Annotated in this window: 16 protein-coding genes, 1 pseudogene and 1 riboswitch; of the genes and pseudogenes, 11 read left to right on the top strand and 6 right to left on the bottom strand. The window is 73.1% G+C overall.

Annotated features, from left to right (window positions below):
- Positions 1–23: 23 nt before the first annotated feature.
- Both GA0070618_RS14305 and GA0070618_RS14310 read left to right on the top strand, forming a co-directional pair.
- Complete coding sequence (locus tag GA0070618_RS14305; protein WP_088985521.1) at positions 24–1,703, top strand: ABC-F family ATP-binding cassette domain-containing protein; 1,680 nt, start codon at positions 24–26, stop codon at positions 1,701–1,703.
- A gap of 155 nt (positions 1,704–1,858) precedes the next feature.
- The gene (locus GA0070618_RS14310) at positions 1,859–2,803 is read left to right on the top strand and encodes an aldo/keto reductase (RefSeq protein ID WP_088982072.1); all 945 of its coding nucleotides are present in this window, start codon (positions 1,859–1,861) and stop codon (positions 2,801–2,803) included.
- A 79-nt stretch (positions 2,804–2,882) separates the two neighbouring features.
- Here GA0070618_RS14310 and GA0070618_RS14315 read toward each other — a convergent pair whose 3' ends face one another.
- On the bottom strand, positions 2,883–3,803 hold the full coding sequence (locus tag GA0070618_RS14315; protein WP_088982073.1) for a hypothetical protein: 921 nt from the start codon (positions 3,801–3,803) through the stop codon (positions 2,883–2,885).
- 159 nt (positions 3,804–3,962) lie between these two features.
- Positions 3,963–4,072: riboswitch (TPP riboswitch) on the top strand.
- Between GA0070618_RS14315 and thiE the strand changes: the two genes are divergently transcribed.
- The 7 genes and pseudogenes from thiE (at position 4,067) to thiC (ending at position 10,187) form a co-directional block, all read left to right on the top strand.
- Complete coding sequence (gene thiE / locus GA0070618_RS14320; protein ID WP_088982074.1) at positions 4,067–4,693, top strand: thiamine phosphate synthase; 627 nt, start codon at positions 4,067–4,069, stop codon at positions 4,691–4,693. (Overlaps the previous riboswitch by 6 nt.)
- Positions 4,687–5,829: a glycine oxidase ThiO gene (gene thiO, locus GA0070618_RS14325; RefSeq protein WP_172900295.1), complete on the top strand. Its 1,143-nt coding sequence runs from the start codon at positions 4,687–4,689 to the stop codon at positions 5,827–5,829. The genes thiE and thiO overlap by 7 nt, the downstream gene beginning before the upstream one ends.
- Before the next feature lie 81 nt (positions 5,830–5,910).
- On the top strand, positions 5,911–6,111 hold the full coding sequence (gene thiS / locus GA0070618_RS14330; RefSeq protein ID WP_088982076.1) for a sulfur carrier protein ThiS: 201 nt from the start codon (positions 5,911–5,913) through the stop codon (positions 6,109–6,111).
- The gene (locus GA0070618_RS14335) at positions 6,108–6,884 is read left to right on the top strand and encodes a thiazole synthase (RefSeq protein ID WP_088982077.1); all 777 of its coding nucleotides are present in this window, start codon (positions 6,108–6,110) and stop codon (positions 6,882–6,884) included. The genes thiS and GA0070618_RS14335 overlap by 4 nt, the downstream gene beginning before the upstream one ends.
- Positions 6,885–6,961: 77 nt before the next feature.
- A pseudogene (locus GA0070618_RS14340) lies at positions 6,962–7,547 on the top strand (thiamine phosphate synthase); the annotation flags it as partial.
- Positions 7,548–7,788: 241 nt separating this feature from the next.
- Positions 7,789–8,574 carry a bifunctional hydroxymethylpyrimidine kinase/phosphomethylpyrimidine kinase gene (gene thiD, locus GA0070618_RS14345; protein WP_088982078.1) on the top strand — a complete coding sequence of 262 codons (786 nt, stop codon included), beginning with the start codon at positions 7,789–7,791 and terminating at the stop codon, positions 8,572–8,574.
- 20 nt (positions 8,575–8,594) lie between these two features.
- Positions 8,595–10,187: a phosphomethylpyrimidine synthase ThiC gene (gene thiC / locus GA0070618_RS14350; RefSeq protein ID WP_088982079.1), complete on the top strand. Its 1,593-nt coding sequence runs from the start codon at positions 8,595–8,597 to the stop codon at positions 10,185–10,187.
- A gap of 3 nt (positions 10,188–10,190) precedes the next feature.
- On the opposite strand, the gene GA0070618_RS14355 is transcribed toward thiC, so the two are convergent.
- The 4 genes from GA0070618_RS14355 to GA0070618_RS14370 form a co-directional block, all read right to left on the bottom strand.
- Complete coding sequence (locus GA0070618_RS14355; RefSeq protein WP_143740245.1) at positions 10,191–12,080, bottom strand: hypothetical protein; 1,890 nt, start codon at positions 12,078–12,080, stop codon at positions 10,191–10,193.
- Positions 12,081–12,238: 158 nt separating this feature from the next.
- On the bottom strand, positions 12,239–12,532 hold the full coding sequence (locus GA0070618_RS14360) for a cupin domain-containing protein (protein WP_088982081.1): 294 nt from the start codon (positions 12,530–12,532) through the stop codon (positions 12,239–12,241).
- Positions 12,529–13,476 carry an LLM class F420-dependent oxidoreductase gene (locus GA0070618_RS14365; RefSeq protein ID WP_088985523.1) on the bottom strand — a complete coding sequence of 316 codons (948 nt, stop codon included), beginning with the start codon at positions 13,474–13,476 and terminating at the stop codon, positions 12,529–12,531. The genes GA0070618_RS14360 and GA0070618_RS14365 overlap by 4 nt, the downstream gene beginning before the upstream one ends.
- A gap of 2 nt (positions 13,477–13,478) precedes the next feature.
- Complete coding sequence (locus GA0070618_RS14370) at positions 13,479–14,261, bottom strand: ABC transporter ATP-binding protein (protein ID WP_088982082.1); 783 nt, start codon at positions 14,259–14,261, stop codon at positions 13,479–13,481.
- Positions 14,262–14,533: 272 nt separating this feature from the next.
- Between GA0070618_RS14370 and GA0070618_RS14375 the strand changes: the two genes are divergently transcribed.
- Both GA0070618_RS14375 and GA0070618_RS14380 read left to right on the top strand, forming a co-directional pair.
- Positions 14,534–15,565 (top strand): ABC transporter substrate-binding protein, encoded by a 1,032-nt coding sequence (locus GA0070618_RS14375; RefSeq protein ID WP_088982083.1) that lies wholly within the window; start codon positions 14,534–14,536, stop codon positions 15,563–15,565.
- A 138-nt stretch (positions 15,566–15,703) separates the two neighbouring features.
- Positions 15,704–16,549 carry an ABC transporter permease gene (locus GA0070618_RS14380; protein ID WP_088985524.1) on the top strand — a complete coding sequence of 282 codons (846 nt, stop codon included), beginning with the start codon at positions 15,704–15,706 and terminating at the stop codon, positions 16,547–16,549.
- Positions 16,550–16,701: 152 nt separating this feature from the next.
- Here GA0070618_RS14380 and GA0070618_RS14385 read toward each other — a convergent pair whose 3' ends face one another.
- Positions 16,702–17,886, bottom strand: coding sequence for an ABC transporter substrate-binding protein (locus GA0070618_RS14385; protein WP_088982084.1), 1,185 nt, complete (start codon positions 17,884–17,886; stop codon positions 16,702–16,704).
- Between the last annotated feature and the right edge of the window lie 175 nt (positions 17,887–18,061).

Genomic DNA, 18,061 nt, shown 5'->3' on the forward strand with positions numbered 1-18,061 from the left:
TGTCGCTCGGGCAGGATGCCCGGGTGGGATACGTGGACGTGGCCGGGGTGGCGCACACCCTGCCGGACGGTCGGGAACTCTTCGCCGACGTGTCGTTCCGGGTCGGTGAGGGGGCCAAGGTCGCCCTGGTCGGGCCGAACGGGGCGGGCAAGACGACCCTGCTGCGGATGGTCGCCGGAGACCTGCCGGTCGCCGTCGGTGGCGTGGCCCGCGCGGGTGGGCTCGGCGTGATGCGGCAGTTCATCGGCATGATCGGAGACGACTCCACCCTCGCCGACCTGGCGCTCGGCCTCGCCCCGCCCGCGCTGCGCGACGCCGGCCGCCGGCTGGTCGAGACCGAGGCGGCGATGCGGACCGCCGAGGTGCGCGGCAAGTACAGCACCGCCGCCGGCAAGGCGCAGCTCGCGTACGCGGACGCGTTGGCCGCCTGGGGCGAGGTCGGCGGCTACGACGCGGAGGTGCTCTTCGACACCGTCGCCACCATCGTCCTCGGCCTGCCCTGGGACGCCGCCCGGGACCGTCCGGTGCGGACGCTCTCCGGCGGCCAGCAGAAACGTTTCGCCCTGGAACTGCTCCTGCGCGGCCCCGACGAGGTGCTCCTGCTCGACGAGCCGGACAACTTCCTCGACGTGCCCGGCAAACGATGGCTGGAGGCGCGGCTGCGCGAGTCCACCAAGTCCGTGCTGTACGTCTCGCACGACCGGGAACTGCTGGCCCAGACCGCCGACCGGGTGGTCGCCGTGGAGGGCGGCAGCGCCTGGGTGCACCCGGGCAGCTTCGCGACCTGGTACGACGCCCGGGTGGCCCGGCACGCCCGCCTCGACGAGCAGCGCCGCCGCTGGGACGAGGAACACCAGAAACTGCGCGAGCTGATGCTGATGTACAAGCAGAAGGCCGCGTACAACGACGGGCTGGCGTCCCGCTACCAGGCCGCGCAGACCCGGTTGCGCAAGTTCGAGGAGGCCGGGCCGCCGCCCGTACCCCCGAAGGACCAGGACATCCGGATGCGCCTGACCGGCGGGCGGACCGGCAAGCGTGCGGTGATCTGCGAGGCCCTGGAGTTGGACGGCCTGACCTACCCCTTCGACCTGGAGATCTGGTACGGCGACCGGGTCGCGGTGCTCGGCGCGAACGGCACCGGCAAGTCGCACTTCCTGCGCCTGCTGGCCCGGGGCGGCACCGACCCGGACCCGGCGAACGGTCCGGTCGACGGGGCCGCCGCGCTCGCCCCGGTCGCCCACGACGGGGTGGTCCGGCTCGGCGCCCGGGTCCGCCCCGGGCACTTCTCGCAGACCCACGACCGGCCCGAACTGATGGCCAAGACCCTCGTCGAGATCCTCTGGCGGGGTGACGAGCACCGGGCCGGCATGGACCGGCACACCGCGATGGCCGCCCTCGGCCGGTACGAACTGGCCGGCCAGGGCGACCAGCGGTTCGGCACCCTCTCCGGTGGGCAGCAGGCCCGGTTCCTGGTGCTGCTGCTGGAGCTGTCCGGGGCGACGCTGCTGCTGCTCGACGAGCCCACCGACAACCTCGACCTGGCCAGCGCCGAGGCCCTCGAAGAGGGGTTGAAGGCGTTCGCCGGCACGGTGGTCGCGGTCACCCACGACCGCTGGTTCACCCGCACCTTCGACCGTTTCGTCCTCTTCGCCGGCGACGGCGAGGTCCGCGAGACCCCGGAACCGGTCTGGGACGTCGGCTGAGCTCCAGCGGTTGCCGCGAGTGGGGTGGTAGCAGGGGCGGGGGTAGCTGGTAGCAGGCGTGGGGGTGGGTGGTAGCAGGGGACCCTTGTTACCGCTTTTTGAGTAGCAGGGGACCCCTGCAACCATCGCCGCATAGAGTTGATCTCGTGACTGAGATGACCTTCCGCCGGCTGGGCGACTCGGGGCTCGTGGTGTCCGTGGTCGGTGTCGGCTGCAACAACTTCGGCCGCAAGCTCGACCTCGCCGGGACCCGTGCGGTGGTGGACGCCGCCCTCGACGCCGGCATCAACTTCTTCGACACCGCCGACATCTACGGCCAGCCGCAGGGCGGCTCGGAGGAGATGCTCGGTGCGGCCCTGCGCGGGCGGCGCGACGACGTGGTGCTGGCCACCAAGTTCGGGATGGACATGCACGGCATGAACGGTCCGGACCACGGCGCGCGCGGTGCCCGCCGGTACGTCGCCCGCGCGGTCGAGGCGTCCCTGCGCCGACTCGGCACCGACCACATCGACCTCTACCAGATGCACGAGCCCGACCCGGGCACCCCGGTCGAGGAGACCCTCGCCGCCCTGGACGACCTGGTCCGCGCCGGCAAGGTCCGCTACCTGGGCAACTCGAACTTCAGCGGCTGGCAGATCGCCGACGCGGACTGGACCGCCCGGACCGCCGGCACGACCCGCTTCGTCAGCGCCCAGAACCACTACAGCCTGCTGGAACGTGCGGTGGAGACCGAGGTGGTGCCGGCGTGCGAGCGGTTCGGGCTCGGGCTGCTGCCGTTCTTCCCGCTCGCCGACGGCCTGCTCACCGGCAAGTACCGGCGCGGCGAGCAGCCTCCGGCGGGAAGCCGACTCTCCGGGGGCGGACGGTACGCGCAGCGGTTCGCCACCGCCGACTGGGACACCATCGAAGCCATCGGGGCGTACGCCGACCAGCGAGGGCTGACCATGCTCCAGGTGGCCATCGGTGGGCTGGCCGCCCAGCCGGCGGTCACCTCGGTGATCGCCGGGGCCACCACGCCGGAGCAGGTACGGGCCAACGCCGAGGCCGGTGCCTGGCAACCGGACGACGACGACCTGGCCGCCCTGCGCGCCCTTCTCTGACGGTCGGTCACGCACCGACCGTCGGAGGCGGACCCGGATGGCGGAGCAGCCGCCCGTGTCGCGCCGGCCGGCGGTCGGTTCAGACCAGACCGTTGACCCGTTGCGCGGGTCGTCCGCGCAGCGCGGCGGCCACCATCCGGGCGGTCCGGGCAGGGTGGCGGAGCACGTCGTCGGAGGTGCAGCGGAACACCCGCCAGCCCGCGGCGCGCAGCGCGTGGAACCGGTTCGCCTCCCGACGGAGCCACGCCGGGTCGCGGGGCGGGCCGGGTTCGTACTCGACCGCGACCCGGCGGGTGGGGTAGGCGAGGTCCACCCGGCCGACGAGCTGGCCCAGGGCGTCGCGTACGTCGTGTCGCACTGCCGGCGTGGGTAGCCCGGCGTCGAGCAGGAGCAGGCGCAGCCGGGTCTCCATCGGGGACCCGGCGAGCGGATCGGCGAGCGAGAGCACCTCCCGCAGCAGCGGCAGCCCGGGCCAGCCGGCGCGGCCGGCAGCGTACGCCCGCAGGGCGGGCAGGTCCACCACACGGTGGTGCAGCAGCGTGTCGACGGCGACCACCGCCTCGGTGCGCGGCGGCCGGCGACCCAGGTCGAATGCCGTCCGGAGCGCGGTGGTGACCGGCAACCCGGTGTGGACGGTCAGATCGGCCTCGGGCAGGACCGAGCGGGTGACGGCCACCCGGGCGTGCGGGCGCATCCGGGCCGACCGGGGCAGCACCACGGTGACCGGCGCGTCCGGCGGCAGCAGACCGGCGCCCCACAGGTACGCCGCGCTCAGCCCGGCGATCGCGGCGCCGGCCGGGAGCACCAGCGCCACGGCCTCGCACCACACGCGATGGTCGTCCGGTCGGTGGGCCGCCCGGTGTACGTAGACGTCCGGCAGCAGCCGCTGCCAGGCGCGTCCGCGCAGCATCGTCCAGGTGAGAAGGCCGTGGGCCACGGCGATGCTGCCGCGGAAGGGCCGGGACTCGAGACCGGGCGGAACCTGGGGTAGGCGCGGCATCAGGACAGCATGCCGTGACCGGATGGTCACGCGCTGCCCCCAAAGGGTAATTGTGAGATTTTCTCCACTGTCGTCGGTGCGGAAGAATCACCCCGACCTGTGGAAAAACGGACATGGCTTCCTTGGCGGATTCCCCGATCCGTCGTACGGTGTGGCACGCAAGTAACCCACGGGAGCCCGGTGGACCGGGCTGAGAGGGGGGCTGGGAGCCCCCGACCGTCGAACCTGATCCGGGTAATGCCGGCGCAGGGAGGAGAGTTGCCGTGCCGTCCCTGGGACGACTGCATCTTGTCACCGACACCCGCCCCGGGCGCGATCCGCTCGCCGTGGTCCGGGCCGCCCTCGGCGTCGCCGGCTCCGAGCTGGTGGTGCAGGTCCGGGTCGAGGACTCCGCCACCGACCGCGAGGCGTACGACCTGACCTGCCGGATCCTCGACCTGTGCCGGCCGGTCGGCGCGACGTGCCTGGTCAACGACCGGTTGCACGTGGCGCTCGCGGCCGGCGCGGCGGGCGGACACGTCGGCGCGGACGATCTGCCGGTCGACGCGGCCCGCCAGGTGCTCGGCCCCGACGCGGTGCTCGGCGCGACCGCCCGGGAACCGGTCGCCGCCGCGCGGGCGGTCGCTGCCGGGGCCGGCTACCTCGGCGTGGGTCCCTGTCACGCGACCACCACGAAGGACGGCCTGCCGGCACCGATCGGTCCGGACGGGATACGCGCGGTGGCCGACGCGGTGCCGGTGCCGGTGATCGCCATCGGCGGAGTGACCGCGGCGACGGTGCCGGCGCTGCGCGCCGCCGGGGCGTACGGGGTGGCGGTGGTCGGGGCGCTCTCCACCGCCGCCGACCCGGCCCGCGCGACGGCCGAGCTGCTCGGAGCCCTCAGGTGGTAGCAGGGGGCCCTTGCTCATCAAAAAGCGGTAACAGGGGTCCCCTGCTTGCACCGGAGGTGGCGGTGGTGGGGGGTGGAGTCGTCGGGTGGGCGATCGCGTGGCGCTGCGCCGCGCGGGGACTGACGGTGACCGTGCACGACCCGGCGTCCGGGTCGGGGGCGTCCACCGTGGCCGCCGGGATGCTCGCCCCGGTCGCCGAGGCGTACTTCGGGGAGACCGCGCTGACCGGGCTGCTCGTCGAGTCCGCCGCCCGCTGGCCGGCATTCGCCGCCGAGCTGACCGCCGCCAGCGGCGTCGACCTCGGCTACCGCACCGAGGGCACCCTGATCGTCGGTCGCACCGGCGACGACCTGGCCGAGGTGCGCCGGCTCGGGGCGTACCAGCGGGAGCTGGGGCTGCCGATCACCGCGCTGCGCCCCAGCGGGTTGCGGGACCGTGAGCCGGCGCTCGCGCCCCGGGTGCGCGGCGGCGCGTTCGCCCCCGGCGACCACCAGGTCGACCCCCGCCGCCTGCTGCCGGCACTGCGCGCCGCCGCCGAGCGGGCCGGCGCGGTGCTGGTCGACGCCCCGGTCGGCCGGCTCGACGAGGTGGTCGCGCCGGCCGTCGTGGTCGCCGCCGGCTGCGGCACCGCCGCCCTCACCGGCCTGCCGGTCCGGCCCGTGAAGGGGCAGATCCTCCGCCTCCGCGCGCCCGGTGGCGGCCCGCCGGGCTTCCGGCACGTCGTTCGGGGGTACGTCGACGGCGAGCAGGTGTACGTCGTGCCCCGTGCCGACGGGGAGGTGGTGGTCGGGGCGACCGTCGAGGAACGGACGGATCCGGCGGTCACCGCCGGGGCGGTGCTGCGGCTGCTCCGGGCGGCCGTCGACCTGCTGCCCGAGCTGGCCGAGTACGACCTGGTCGAGACGACCGCCGGATTCCGTCCCGGCACTCCGGACAACGCCCCGGTCGTCGGCGCGCTCCCCGGCCGGCCCGGCGTGCTGGTCGCGTCGGGCCACCACCGGCACGGCATCGTGCTCACCCCGGTCACCGCCGACCTGGTCACCGACCTGGTCACCACCGGGACCCCCGACGCGATGCTCGCCCCCTTCACCCCGGACCGGTTCGGCCCGCCCACCCGGCCGGCGACCGGTCGGTGACCCCACCAAGGCGTACGCGCACGGGTCCGTGACCCACGGACACCTCACGGAAGTCCGCGATCTGCAACGGAAGGACGACAGGTGGAACTGACGGTCAACGGCGTCGGGCGGATCCTGCCCGACGCGGCGACGGTGGCGGACCTGGTCCGCGAGGTCACCGCCGACCAGCGCGGGGTGGCGGTCGCGGTCAACGGCGAGGTGGTGCCCCGGACCGGCTGGCCGGCCACGGCGCTGCGCGACGGCGACCGGGTCGAGGTGCTCAGCGCGGCGCAGGGCGGGTGAGCACGGTGTCCTTCGTCCTCGGTGGTACGACGTTCGCCTCCCGGCTGATCCTGGGCACCGGCGGCGCGGCCAACCTGCACGTGCTCGAACGGGCGATCCGCGCCTCCGGCACCGAGCTGGTCACCCTGGCGCTGCGCCGGGTCGACCCGACCAGCGGGCACGGCGGCCTGCTGGACCTGCTCGACCGGTGCGGGGTGCGGCTGCTGCCCAACACCGCCGGCTGCTACACCGCCGGGGAGGCGGTTAAGGTCGCCCACCTGGCCCGGGACGCGTTCGACACCGACTGGGTGAAGCTGGAGGTGATCGGCGACGAGCGGACCCTCCTGCCCGACGGGGTGGAGCTGCTGCGCGCCGCCGAACAGCTCGTCGACGACGGATTCACCGTCCTGCCGTACACCTCGGACGATCCGGTGCTGGCCCGGCGGCTGGTCGACGTGGGTTGCGCGGCGGTGATGCCGGCCGGCGCGCCGATCGGCTCCGGCCTGGGCGTCACCAATCCGCACCACATCCGGCTGATCCGGCAGGAGGTTGACGTGCCGGTGGTCCTGGACGCGGGCATCGGCACCGCCAGTGACGCCGCGCTCGCGATGGAACTCGGCTGCGACGCGGTGCTGCTGGCCAGCGCGGTCACCCGGGCCGCGGATCCGGAGGCGATGGCCGGCGCGATGCGCCACGCCGTCGAGGCGGGACGGCTGGCGTACCGGGCCGGTCGGATCCCGCACCGCTTCCACGCCCTGGCGTCCACAGCCGACGAGGGACGGCCGGAGCTGTGACCGCCCCGCTCGCCGCCGGTCGGCCTGCTCCCGATCGTGGTGCGCGGCAGCCCCCGGGCGGGCCGGTCTCCACCACGATCCCGTCCGGAGTGGTGCTGTTGACCGACCGGCGGTCGGCCGACCGGGGGCTGGCCGAGGTCGTCGCCCAAGCGGTGGCCGGGGGAGTGCGCTGGGTGGTGCTGCGGGAGAAGGACCTGCCCCGTCCCGAGCGTGCCGCCCTCGCCGCCGAACTGCGGGCGATCCTGGCCGACGCGGGCGGCACCCTGGTCGTCGCCGGCCCCGACCCGCTGGGCGGCGACGCCGTCCACCTGCCCGCCGCCGGCCCGTACCCGCCGCCCCGACTCGGCCTGGTCGGCCGCTCCTGCCACGACCGGGCCGAACTGGCCCGACTCACCACCGAGGACTACGCCACCGTCTCGCCCGTCCATCCCACCCCGACCAAACCCGGCTACGGACCACCCCTGCACCCCGACGGACTGGCCGACCTGATCCGGACCAGCCCGGTGCCGGTCCTCGCCCTCGGCGGGATCGGAACCCCCGACCAGGTGCACGCCTGCGTCGCGGCGGGCGCCGTCGGGGTGGCCGTGCTCGGTGCCCTCATGCGCGCCGAGCACCCGACCGAGGCGGCGACCACGCTGACCCGCGCCTTCGCGGAGGCGGCCCTCACCAGGCCGGACACCCGACACGCAGGGACGAAGGTTGCCGCCACCAGGCCGGACACCCGACACGCCGGGACGAAGGTCTCCGACCCAGGGCTGCGGCCGGGCGTGACCACGGAGGGACCAAGCCTGACCGCCCGGAGTGGGCACGTCCGGCCGCAGCCCTCCACCCCGACCACGGTTCACGCCGGAGGTGGCGGGCACGCCCGACCACGGCCCCCCACCGCACCCACCGGAGACCGACGATGACCCCGACGACCGTGCTGACCATCGCCGGCTCGGACTCCGGTGCCGGTGCCGGCATCCAGGCCGACCTGAAGACGTTCGCCGCGCTCGGCGCGTACGGCACCAGCGTGGTCACCGCCGTGACCGCGCAGAACACCCGGGGCGTGGACGCCGTCCTGCCGCTGCCTCCGGCCACGGTCACCGACCAGCTCGACAGCGTGCTCGGTGACTTCCGGGTCCGGGCGGTCAAGACCGGCATGCTCGGCACCCCGGCGATCGCCGACGTGGTGGCCGGGGCGGCCCGCTCCGGGCGGCTGCCGAACCTGGTCGTCGACCCGGTGCTCGTCGCCACCAGCGGACACCGGCTCGGCGTGGTCGGGGCGGTCGAGCGGCTGTTGCCGTACGCGCTGGTGGTGACGCCGAACCGCGCGGAGGCCGAGGCCCTCACCGGAGCGCCGGTGACCACGGTCGGGGAGATGGTCGCCGCCGCCGGGGCGCTCGCGGCCGGCGGCCCGGCGTTCGTGGTGGTCACCGGTGGCGACGTGGACGCCGACGGCGAGGCGGTCGACGTGCTGGTCGGCGGCGGGACGACCACCGTGCTCCGCGCGCCCCGGGTGGACACGGGACACAACCACGGCACCGGCTGCTCGTTCTCGGCGGCGATCGCCGTGCGGCTGGCGGCGGGCGAGGCGGTGCCGACGGCGGTGGCGACCGCCAAGGAGTACGTCACCCGCGCGCTGACCGGCGCGCGGAACTGGGAACTGGGCGCGGGCCGTGGCCCGCTGGACCACTTCGGCTGGTCCTGACGACCACCAGGGAGGCTGTCATGCAGGCACGACGCAAGGTCTACGTCGAGGGGTCCCGGCCGGACGTCCGGGTGCCCTTCGCCGAGGTGGAGCTGACCGGGGACAACCCGCCGGTGCGGCTCTACGACACATCGGGCCCCGGCTCCGACCCGGAGGTCGGGCTGCCACCGCTGCGTGGGCCGTGGATCGCCGAGCGCGGCGACGTCGCCCCGGTGCGCGGGGCCGGCACCCCGCTCGCGGGGGTGACCGGGAAGCGGCCCACCCAGATCGGGTACGCGCGGGCGGGGATCGTCACCCCGGAGATGGAGTTCGTGGCGATCCGGGAGGGTGTGACCCCGGAGTTCGTCCGCGACGAGATCGCGGCCGGACGGGCCGTGCTGCCGCTGAACGTCAACCATCCCGAGTGCGAGCCGGCGATCATCGGGAAGGCGTTCCTGGTCAAGGTGAACGCCAACATCGGCACCTCGGCGGTCACCTCCTCGGTCGCCGAGGAGGTGGAGAAGCTGACCTGGGCGACCCGGTGGGGCGCGGACACCGTGATGGACCTCTCCACCGGCCGGCGGATCCACGAGACCCGGGAGGCGATCGTCCGCAACTCGCCGGTGCCGATCGGGACGGTGCCGATCTACCAGGCGCTGGAGAAGGTCGGCGGTGACCCGGTGAAGCTGAGCTGGGAGGTGTTCCGGGACACCGTGGTCGAGCAGGCCGAGCAGGGCGTGGACTACATGACGGTGCATGCCGGGGTGCTGCTGCCGTACGTGCCGCTGGCCGTCGACCGGGTGACCGGGATCGTCTCCCGGGGCGGCTCCATCATGGCGGCCTGGTGCCTGGCCCACCACGAGGAGAACTTCCTCTACACCCACTTCGCCGAACTCTGCGAGATCCTGGTCCGCTACGACGTCACGTTCTCCCTCGGCGACGGGTTGCGACCGGGCTCGATCGCGGACGCCAACGACGAGGCCCAGTTCGCCGAGCTGCGGACCCTCGGGGAGCTGACCGGCGTCGCCTGGGAACACGACGTGCAGGTGATGATCGAGGGTCCGGGACACGTGCCGATGCACAAGATCAAGGAGAACGTGGACCTCCAGCAGGAGTGGTGCCACCAGGCCCCGTTCTACACGCTCGGCCCGCTGACCACCGACATCGCGCCCGCGTACGACCACATCACGTCGGCCATCGGCGCGGCGATGATCGGTATGTTCGGCACCGCGATGCTCTGCTACGTGACGCCGAAGGAGCACCTCGGCCTGCCCGACCGGGACGACGTGAAGGCCGGCGTGATCGCGTACAAGATCGCGGCGCACGCGGCCGACCTGGCCAAGGGGCATCCCGGCGCGCAGGCCCGGGACGACGCGCTCTCCAAGGCCCGGTTCGAGTTCCGCTGGGAGGACCAGTTCAACCTCTCGCTGGACCCGGAGACCGCGCGGGCGTACCACGACGCGACCCTGCCCGCCCAGCCGGCGAAGACCGCGCACTTCTGCTCGATGTGCGGGCCGAAGTTCTGTTCGATGAAGATCACGCAGGAGCTGAAGGACTACGCGGCCCGGGGCATGCGGGACAAGTCCGAGGAGTTCGTCGCCTCGGGGAGCCGGGTCTACCTCCCGCTGGCCTGACCGTCAGTCGTGCGGGTGCCGCGCGTCGGAGCGGAGGCTGCGCCGGTCGCCCGGGTCCGAGGGGGCGACGGTGTCCGGCATCGGCTGGCCCAGCTGGGCGACCCAGTCGACGTACTCCTCGTCCTGGGGGAGCAGGGCCGGCTCCGCCCCCTCCGACCGGCCGCCGGTGCCCGCGCCGGCCGGGGACCGGTCGCGTCGGAGCAGGCCGCGCAGCTTGCGGAAACCGCCGGTGGCCGAGGCGTCGCCCTGGTCGCCGGCGCTTCCGGCCGCCCTGGGCAAGGGAGCTGCCGAACTGTGCGTCCCCGGCCCGGTGCCGGTCGACGCGCCGGTGTCGTCCGGGGTGCCGCCGCTCGTCGTGTCGGTGTGTCCGAGCCCCGGCATCTCGCGGGGGGTGGGTACCGGGCCGGGTCCCACGTCACCGGCGTACCGGTCCGGGGAGGGGCGCGACCAGTCCAGCCCCCCGGTCGACACGGTCTGCGCCGTGCCGGGCGTACTCGGCCAGTCCGTCGTGCCCGGCCGGTTCCGGTCGGCGCCGGTGGGCTGGGGGACGTGCCACGGGAGCCGTCCGACCGGCTGGGGCCCGGCCCGGCCGGGCGGCTCTGCGGTGACGTCTCCGGTCGGCTCCGGCGCGGGTACGGCCGGCTGGGGGATGGTGGTCTCGAACCAGTCGGCTTCGACGTCGTGGCCGGTCGCGCCGGAAACGGGCGGGGCCGTCCCGGCGGAGCCGGCCGGAGCGGGCGCCGGGTCACTGGTCGCTCGGGTCGGAGCGGGCGCCGGGTGACTGGTCACTCGGGTCGGAGTGGGTGCCGGGTCGTCGGTCGGTTGGGCCGGAGCGGAGACCGTGTCGTCGGTCGGCCGGGGCGGTGCCGGGACGGGCGGCGGTCCGGGGTCGGCGGGAAGGGGACGCAGGATGTCGGTCGGCTCGATGGCGTCGCTCCGGGACCGGGTCCGCAGCGGTCGCCGCAGCAGGGCGGCGACGGTCGGCGGTGACCGGCGCAGCAGGGTGGCGAGGCCCGCCGGTGGCCACCGCAGCAGGGTGGCGGCGTCCAGTTCCGGCCGGCGCAGCACGGCGGCGGCAGCCGCCCCGAGTGCCCCGGTCGGCACCGCGAGCAGCGCGGCCAGGTAGGGCTTGGACTGGTAGCCGTCGTCCCCCTGTGGCGAACCGGCGAGCAGGTAGGCGACCGCGACCAGCAGTGGTGCCGCCACCCCGCTGGCGCCGCCGAGCAGCGGGGGCTGGCCGCGCCACCGGGCCACCCCGGCCACGGCCGCTCCGACGAGCAGGGCCAGACCGGGCAGGATCAGCACGGCCAGGCGTCCGGCGGTGTCCGGCGCGAGCCAGGCCGGGTCCAGCGCACCGAGGCGTACGGTCGGCAGCTGCCCGACCGCACCGAGCGACGGTACGACCGACAGCAGCGCGAGCAGCCAGATCGCGGCGGTGGACGCGGCGACGTTCCAGCTCACCGGGGCGTACCGGAGCACGGCGAGGGCGGCGACCGTCCCGGCCAGTGCGCCGAAGAGGGCGCTGACCGCGACGGTCAGCACCGGGTCTCCGGAGGGCACCTGCGCGTTGCGGGCCGGCAGCATGCACAACGGTGCGACCACCGTCGCGCCCAGCGTGGCGGCCACGGCGATGGTGACCTGCACGACGGTGGTTACCGGGAGGTCGGCCCGGCGGGCGTATCGCTCGGCGAACACGGCTCCGACCATGGTGGCGCCGGCCGCGAACCAGCTCACCCAGACGAGCTGCGCCGGCCAGTGGCCGGGAGCGTCGACGAAGGACCGGGCGAACCGGAGGATGCCGAGACCGTACGCGATGCCGAGTTGGCCGGCCCCGGCCAGCGCGCTCACCCCGAGCGCCACCAGCAGAGATCTGCCCCAGGTCCGTATGGCCATGTGCGCACGTTACGGCCCGTCGACCCCGATCGCCACCAAAACGGGGCATCACGCGGCAGGCGCGCCGTCCCCGATGCTCGAAGGTGACGGCAACTCAAGTACCTACCCGACGACTACGTCGGTTCGCCGGGGGCGGCTACTCAATCCACCGGTGGTGACTACTTCAGTTCGACGAGCCGCGCGAGGTACGTCGTGTCGCCGACGTTGGTGAGCATGTGGACCGCACCCGGGTCCCGGTAGACCACGCCGCCGGTGGGCTCGTCGGCGTCGATCCGCGTGCCGTCGACGGTCTGGATGACGTTCTTCGCCCCCTGCACCGCGATGACCAGGTACGGGTGGTCGTGGCGGTGCAGCGGCTGCTGCTCGCCCGGTTCGAGGCGGATGTGCCAGACCCGGACCTTGTCGTTCTCCAGGACGATCTCCTGGCCCACCGGGCCCAGTTCCGTGCTCATCGCGCCTCCAGTTGGGGTAGCACCTCGTTGGCGATCAGGTCGAGGTGGTCCAGGTCGTCGAGTTCGATCAGGCGCAGGTGGACCCGGGTGGCGCCGATCGCGGCGAACTCACCGAGCCGGTCGACGAGCTGGGCGGGCGAACCGACCACCGAGTCCTCCGGGGGCAGCGCGCTCTTGGCGTGCAGCGGCTCGGCCCGTCGCCGGGCCTCGGCGTCGGTACGCCCGACCGCCACCACGATCCCGGCGGAGAACACCAGCGGGGGGCGTCCCGAGGCGTCCCGGCCGTGCCGGTCGCACGCCTCGCGTACGCGCTCGTACGTCGCAGCGGTCTCGGCCACGCTCCGGAACGGCATGTTGAACTCGTCGGCGTACCGGGCGGCCAGCTCAGGGGTGCGCTTCGGGCCCTTGCCGCCGACGATGATCGGCGGACCGGGCACCTGCGTCGGTTTGGGCAGGGCGGGGGCGTCCACCAGCCGGTAGTGCGGGCCGTCGTGGTGGTACGTCTCACCAACCGGGGTACGCCAGAGGCCGGTGACCACCTCCAACTGCTCGGCCAGCCGGTCGAAACGTTCCACCACGGGCGGGAACGGGATGCCGTACGAGAGGTGTTCGCGCTCGTACCAGCCGGCGCCGATGCCCAGCTCGACCCGGCCGCCGCTCATCTGGTCGACCTGCGCCACCATCACGGCGAGCGGTCCGGGCAGCCGGAACGTGGCCGAGCTGACCAGCGTCCCCAGCCGGATCCGGGAGGTCTCCCGGGCCAGCGCGGCCAGGGTCAGCCAGGCGTCGGTCGGGCCGGGCAGGCCGGGGTCGGCCCCCATCGACTGGTAGTGGTCGGCCCGGAAGAACCCCTCGAAGCCGGCCTCCTCCACCCGACGGGCGAACCGGAGCTGGTCGTCGTAGGTGGCTCCCCGGTGCGGTTCGACGAAGACGCACACCCGCACGGTCATTGGCCCTTCGCCCCGGCCGGCTCCGGGTCCCGCTCCATGAGCAGCTCGTGCAGGTCGGCGCTGACCCGGGCGACGTCGGCCAGGTGCGCGTTGCGGCCGAGGCTGCGTGGCCGGGGGATGTCCACGTCGACCACCTTGCGGATCCGCCCGGGCCGGGGGCTGAGCACGACCACCCGGTCGGCGAGGAGCACCGCCTCGTCGATGGAGTGGGTGACGAACACGATCGTGGCCTGGTTCTCCATGTGCACCCGCTGCAACTCGACTGAGAGCTCCTCGCGGGTGAGCGCGTCGAGGGCGGAGAACGGCTCGTCCATCAGCAGCACCCGCGGCTCGGCGATCAGCGAGCGGCAGAGCGAGACCCGCTGCTGCATGCCGCCGGAGAGCTCGTGCGGCAGCCGCTTCTCGAAACCGGCCAGCCCGGCCACCTCAAGCAGGTCACGGGCCCGTTGCCGGTGCTTGGACCGGCTCCAGCCGAAGATCTCCACCGGCAGCAGGACGTTGTCCAGCACGTTGCGCCAGGGCAGCAGCGCCGGGCGTTGGAACAGCATCGCGATGTCCTGCCGGGGCCGGTCGATCGGCCGGCCGTCCACCTCGACCTGCCCGGCGGTGACCGGGAGCAGTCCGGCGATCAGCCGGAGCAGGGTGGACTTGCCGCAGCCGGACCGCCCGAGCACGGCGACGAACTCGCCCTCGGCAACGTCCAGGTCGATGCCACGCAACGCCTCGACCTGACCGGAGCGACCGGTGAAGGTGCGCGACACCCCCGACAGTCGTATCATCCGGCGTTCTCCCATCCACGGTATTCGCGAGCGACGCAAGGCTAACGGCATTACGTCTGCTTGACACCGTCCAGGGTGGACAACAATCTGTTGTCGTTCCGTAACCGGATCCACCTGGTGTCGCCAAGGTGACTCTCTCGTACGCTGTGCCGGCGAAGAGTCCCCCGCGAAGATGACGCCGGTCCCCACCCCCCCTCACCACGGCGTCATCCGGCTCGACAACTCCTCCGGTGGCCATCGCTGCCGGTCTGGAAAGGACATGGTGCACGACAATGAGAAGGTTGACCCGCACTGTCGCCGTGGCCGCGTTGGCTACGGCCCTGGCTCTGGTCTCCGCTTGCAGCAGTGACTCCGACTCCGGCTCCGGTAGTGGCGACGGCGCTTCGATGCGCAAGGTGACGTATCTCACCTCCTTCGGTAACTTCGGCCGGGATTCCTACGCGTGGGTGGCGAAGGAGAAGGGCTTCTTCAAGGAGGCCGGCTTCGACGTCGACATCAAGCCGGGCCAGGGCACCGGTGGCGTGATCCAGACGATCGTCGGTGGTCAGGCGGACTTCGGCCCGATCGACCTGACCGGTGGCCTCCTCCAGCTCGGCGGCGGGGACGACAAGCCCAAGGACTTCGTCGCCGTCGCGGCCATCCAGCAGCGCACCATGGCCGCCATCGTGACCACCGCTGACAAGGGCATCGCCTCCCCGAAGGACCTGGAGGGCAAGACCCTCGCCGACACCCCGTCCTCGGTGGTCCGGAACCTCTTCCCGACCTACGCCAAGCTGGCCGGCATCGACAACAGCAAGGTGAAGTGGCAGAACGGCGAGGCCCAGACCCTGATGGGCATCCTCGCCGCCGGCAGCGTCGACGGCATCGGCCAGTTCGTCGTGGGCGCGCCCACGGTGAAGGCGGTGACCAAGAAGGAGCCGGTCATGCTGCCGTACAGCAACGTGATGACCGACCTCTACGGCAACGCGCTGATCACCTCCAAGAAGCTCGCCAAGGAAGACCCGGAGATGGTCAAGCGCTTCACCGCCGCGCTGCTCAAGGGCCTGGAGTACAGCCTCGCCAACCCGAAGGAGGCCGGCGAGATCCTCAAGAAGAACGTCGCCGAGGCCAACCCGGTCTCCGCCGCCGCCGAGCTGGAGCTGATGGCCGGCTACGTCCGGTCCAGCAACTCGGGTACCGCCATCGGTGCGCTGGACAGCGGCCGGGTCGCCAAGAGCATCGCGATCCTCCAGGGCGCCGGGGCGCTCAAGCAGAACATCACCCCGGATCAGGTCGTCGACTTCAACCTCGCGCCGAAGGCCTGACCGATCCACCCGGGGGTGCGTTCCGCTGTGACCGGCGGAGCGCACCCTCCGCTCGCGCTCCGGCCGTCGGAGCGGGGGAGGCTCCCACTCATGTCCCGGGACACCTCCACCCGACGGACCGAGGAGAAGGAAGATGACATGACGGAGTTGCAGGAGCGGGCCGCGGAGCCCGCGACAACCAAGCCGACCCCGGCCCGGGCGGCGGCCCGTCGGCTCGGACCCGGGTCGGCGGCCATCGGCCTGCCGCTGCTCGGCGTCCTCATCGCGATGGTCGCGTGGTGGCTGATCACCTCGGTGTTCCACCTCGTCCACCCGGCCTCGCTACCCCCACCGGAGGACGTCTTCCAGGCCCTCGTCGAGAACCGGTCGGTGCTGCTGGAGGCGACCGGGGCGACCACCCTCTCCACGGTCGTCGGCTTCCTGCTGTCGACGGTGGCCGGGGTCCTGATCGGGCTGGCGCTGGCCGCCTCCCGACGGGTGGAGCGGATGTTCTCACCGCTGCTGGTGGCGGTCAACGCGGTCCCGAAGATCGCGCTCGGGCCGCTGCTGGTGGTCTCCCTCGGCTGGGGGCAGAAGCCGATCCTCACCATGGTGTTCCTGCTCTGCTTCTTCCCGATCGTGCTCTCCACCGCGACCGGGTTGACCACCACGCCGGCCGAGCTCGCCGAACTGGCCCGCTCCCTGAACGCCTCCTGGTGGCAGGCGTTCCGGAAGGTGCGCTTCCCGGCGGCCCTGCCGCAGATCTTCGTCGGGCTCAAGGTCGCCATGCCGCTGGCCGCGATCGGCGCGGTGATCGGGGAGTTCCAGGCCGGTGAGGCTGGCCTGGGCTACCAGATCCTCCAGTTCAACGGGGTGGGGGCGTACTCCACCTCGTGGGCCGCAATCGTCCTGATCGCCACGATGAGCATTCTGCTCTACTTCGCGCTGGTGCTGCTGGAACGGCTGGCCCTGCCGTGGGTCCGCGCCACCACGTCCAGCCGCTGAACCCCACATGGTGCCCAACCGGGAACCACGTCGACCGGCAACCCGACGTCGGCCGTAGACCCCCAGCTCACCGACGGTGTGGCCCACCACAACCGGCGCAGGGACCAAGCCTGACCGCCCGGAGCCGGTTGTGGTGGGCCACACCCACCCACCTACCCGGCGAGCCGCCACCGACCGCCCTGGGCGACCAGCGTGGTCAGGGCCTGGGGCATCAGTCCGGAGTGGTTGTCCGGGGTCATCCGGATCGGGCCGGAGAGGCCGTCCATCTGGGAGGTCTCCAGCACGTCGCGCAGCCCGTCCCGGTCGACCTGTCCGGGCTCGCCACCGGCACGCAGCTCGGCGTCCGCGATCAGCTGCACGGCGTCCGCGGCGAACGAGGAGAAGCCGTTGTACCCGCCGAAGCGGGCGGTGTAGTCCCGGAACCACTGCCGGCGGGCGGCCTTGGCCGGGGTGGTGGCGATGACGTCGTCGATCACCATGGTCTGGGTGAAGACCAGGGTGGCCTGCTCGGCCGAGCGGGCCGAGGCGCCGAGGAAGAGCTCACCGGCCGCCGCCGCGTCGAGGAAGACCGCACCCTTGAACTTCGCCTTCTGGGCTGCGGTCGTGGCGAGCATCGCCTGCTCGGACGGGGTCCAGAACACCAGCGCGTCGGGCTCCTCCTCGACCAGCGCCTCCACCGGCGCGGTGACGTCGGTGTCGGTGCTCTTGACCGCTTGGACGGCCGTCATCTTGATTCTCGCCTTGGTGAACTCGGCGCGCAGGGTGGTGACCCCCTCCCGGCCGTAGTCGTCGTCGCTGTGCAGCAGCGCCGCCTCCTTGACCCCGCGCCGGGTCAGCTCGGCGGTGAGGGCGTCCGCGCTGTCCGTGGCGTTCGGAGCCAGCTTGAACACGTACGAGCGCTGCGCGGCGGACGCGGAGGTGATCGCGCCCGACGCGGCCAGGGCGATCGTCGGAACCTTCTTCTCGTCGATGGTGCGGACGGCGTTGACCGCGCACTCGTTGCAACCGCCCATGATGACGGCGGTGACCGAGGCGTCGTTACCGAAGTCTCCGATGTTGCGCTGCGACTCGGCGGCGTCGGAGCGGTTGTCCCGGACCTTGAGCTCGACCTTCCGGCCGCCCAGGGCGCCGGAGGCGTTCAACTGGTCGCGCTTGAGTTCCAGGGCGCGCTGGTACGCCTTGCCGGTGGCCGCCTGCGGACCCGAGAGTTCGAGGTCGACGCCGATGACGATGGGGCTGGTGTCCTGTGGTTCCTCGCCGAGTTGGCAACCGGTGAGCGTGGTGGCCAGGACGGCCAATGCGAGCGCCGCGGTGGTCACGGAGCGGAAGGGGCTCAACTTGGTCCTCCAGATGGCGGGTGGGCGGTGCCCGATCCCCGCTATTTCCGTCCTCAGTGGAGGAACGGGATGGGTCTGCCGTACGGTGTGCGCGAAGCCTGCAAAACCTTGCCAATGCCGGGCCCTCGTGGTCAAGCGCGGGTGGCCGGGGCGTTTCGGGATGGCCGTCCCACAT

It is taken from the genome of Micromonospora echinospora, from assembly GCF_900091495.1.
Classification (GTDB): Bacteria; Actinomycetota; Actinomycetes; order Mycobacteriales; family Micromonosporaceae; genus Micromonospora; species Micromonospora echinospora.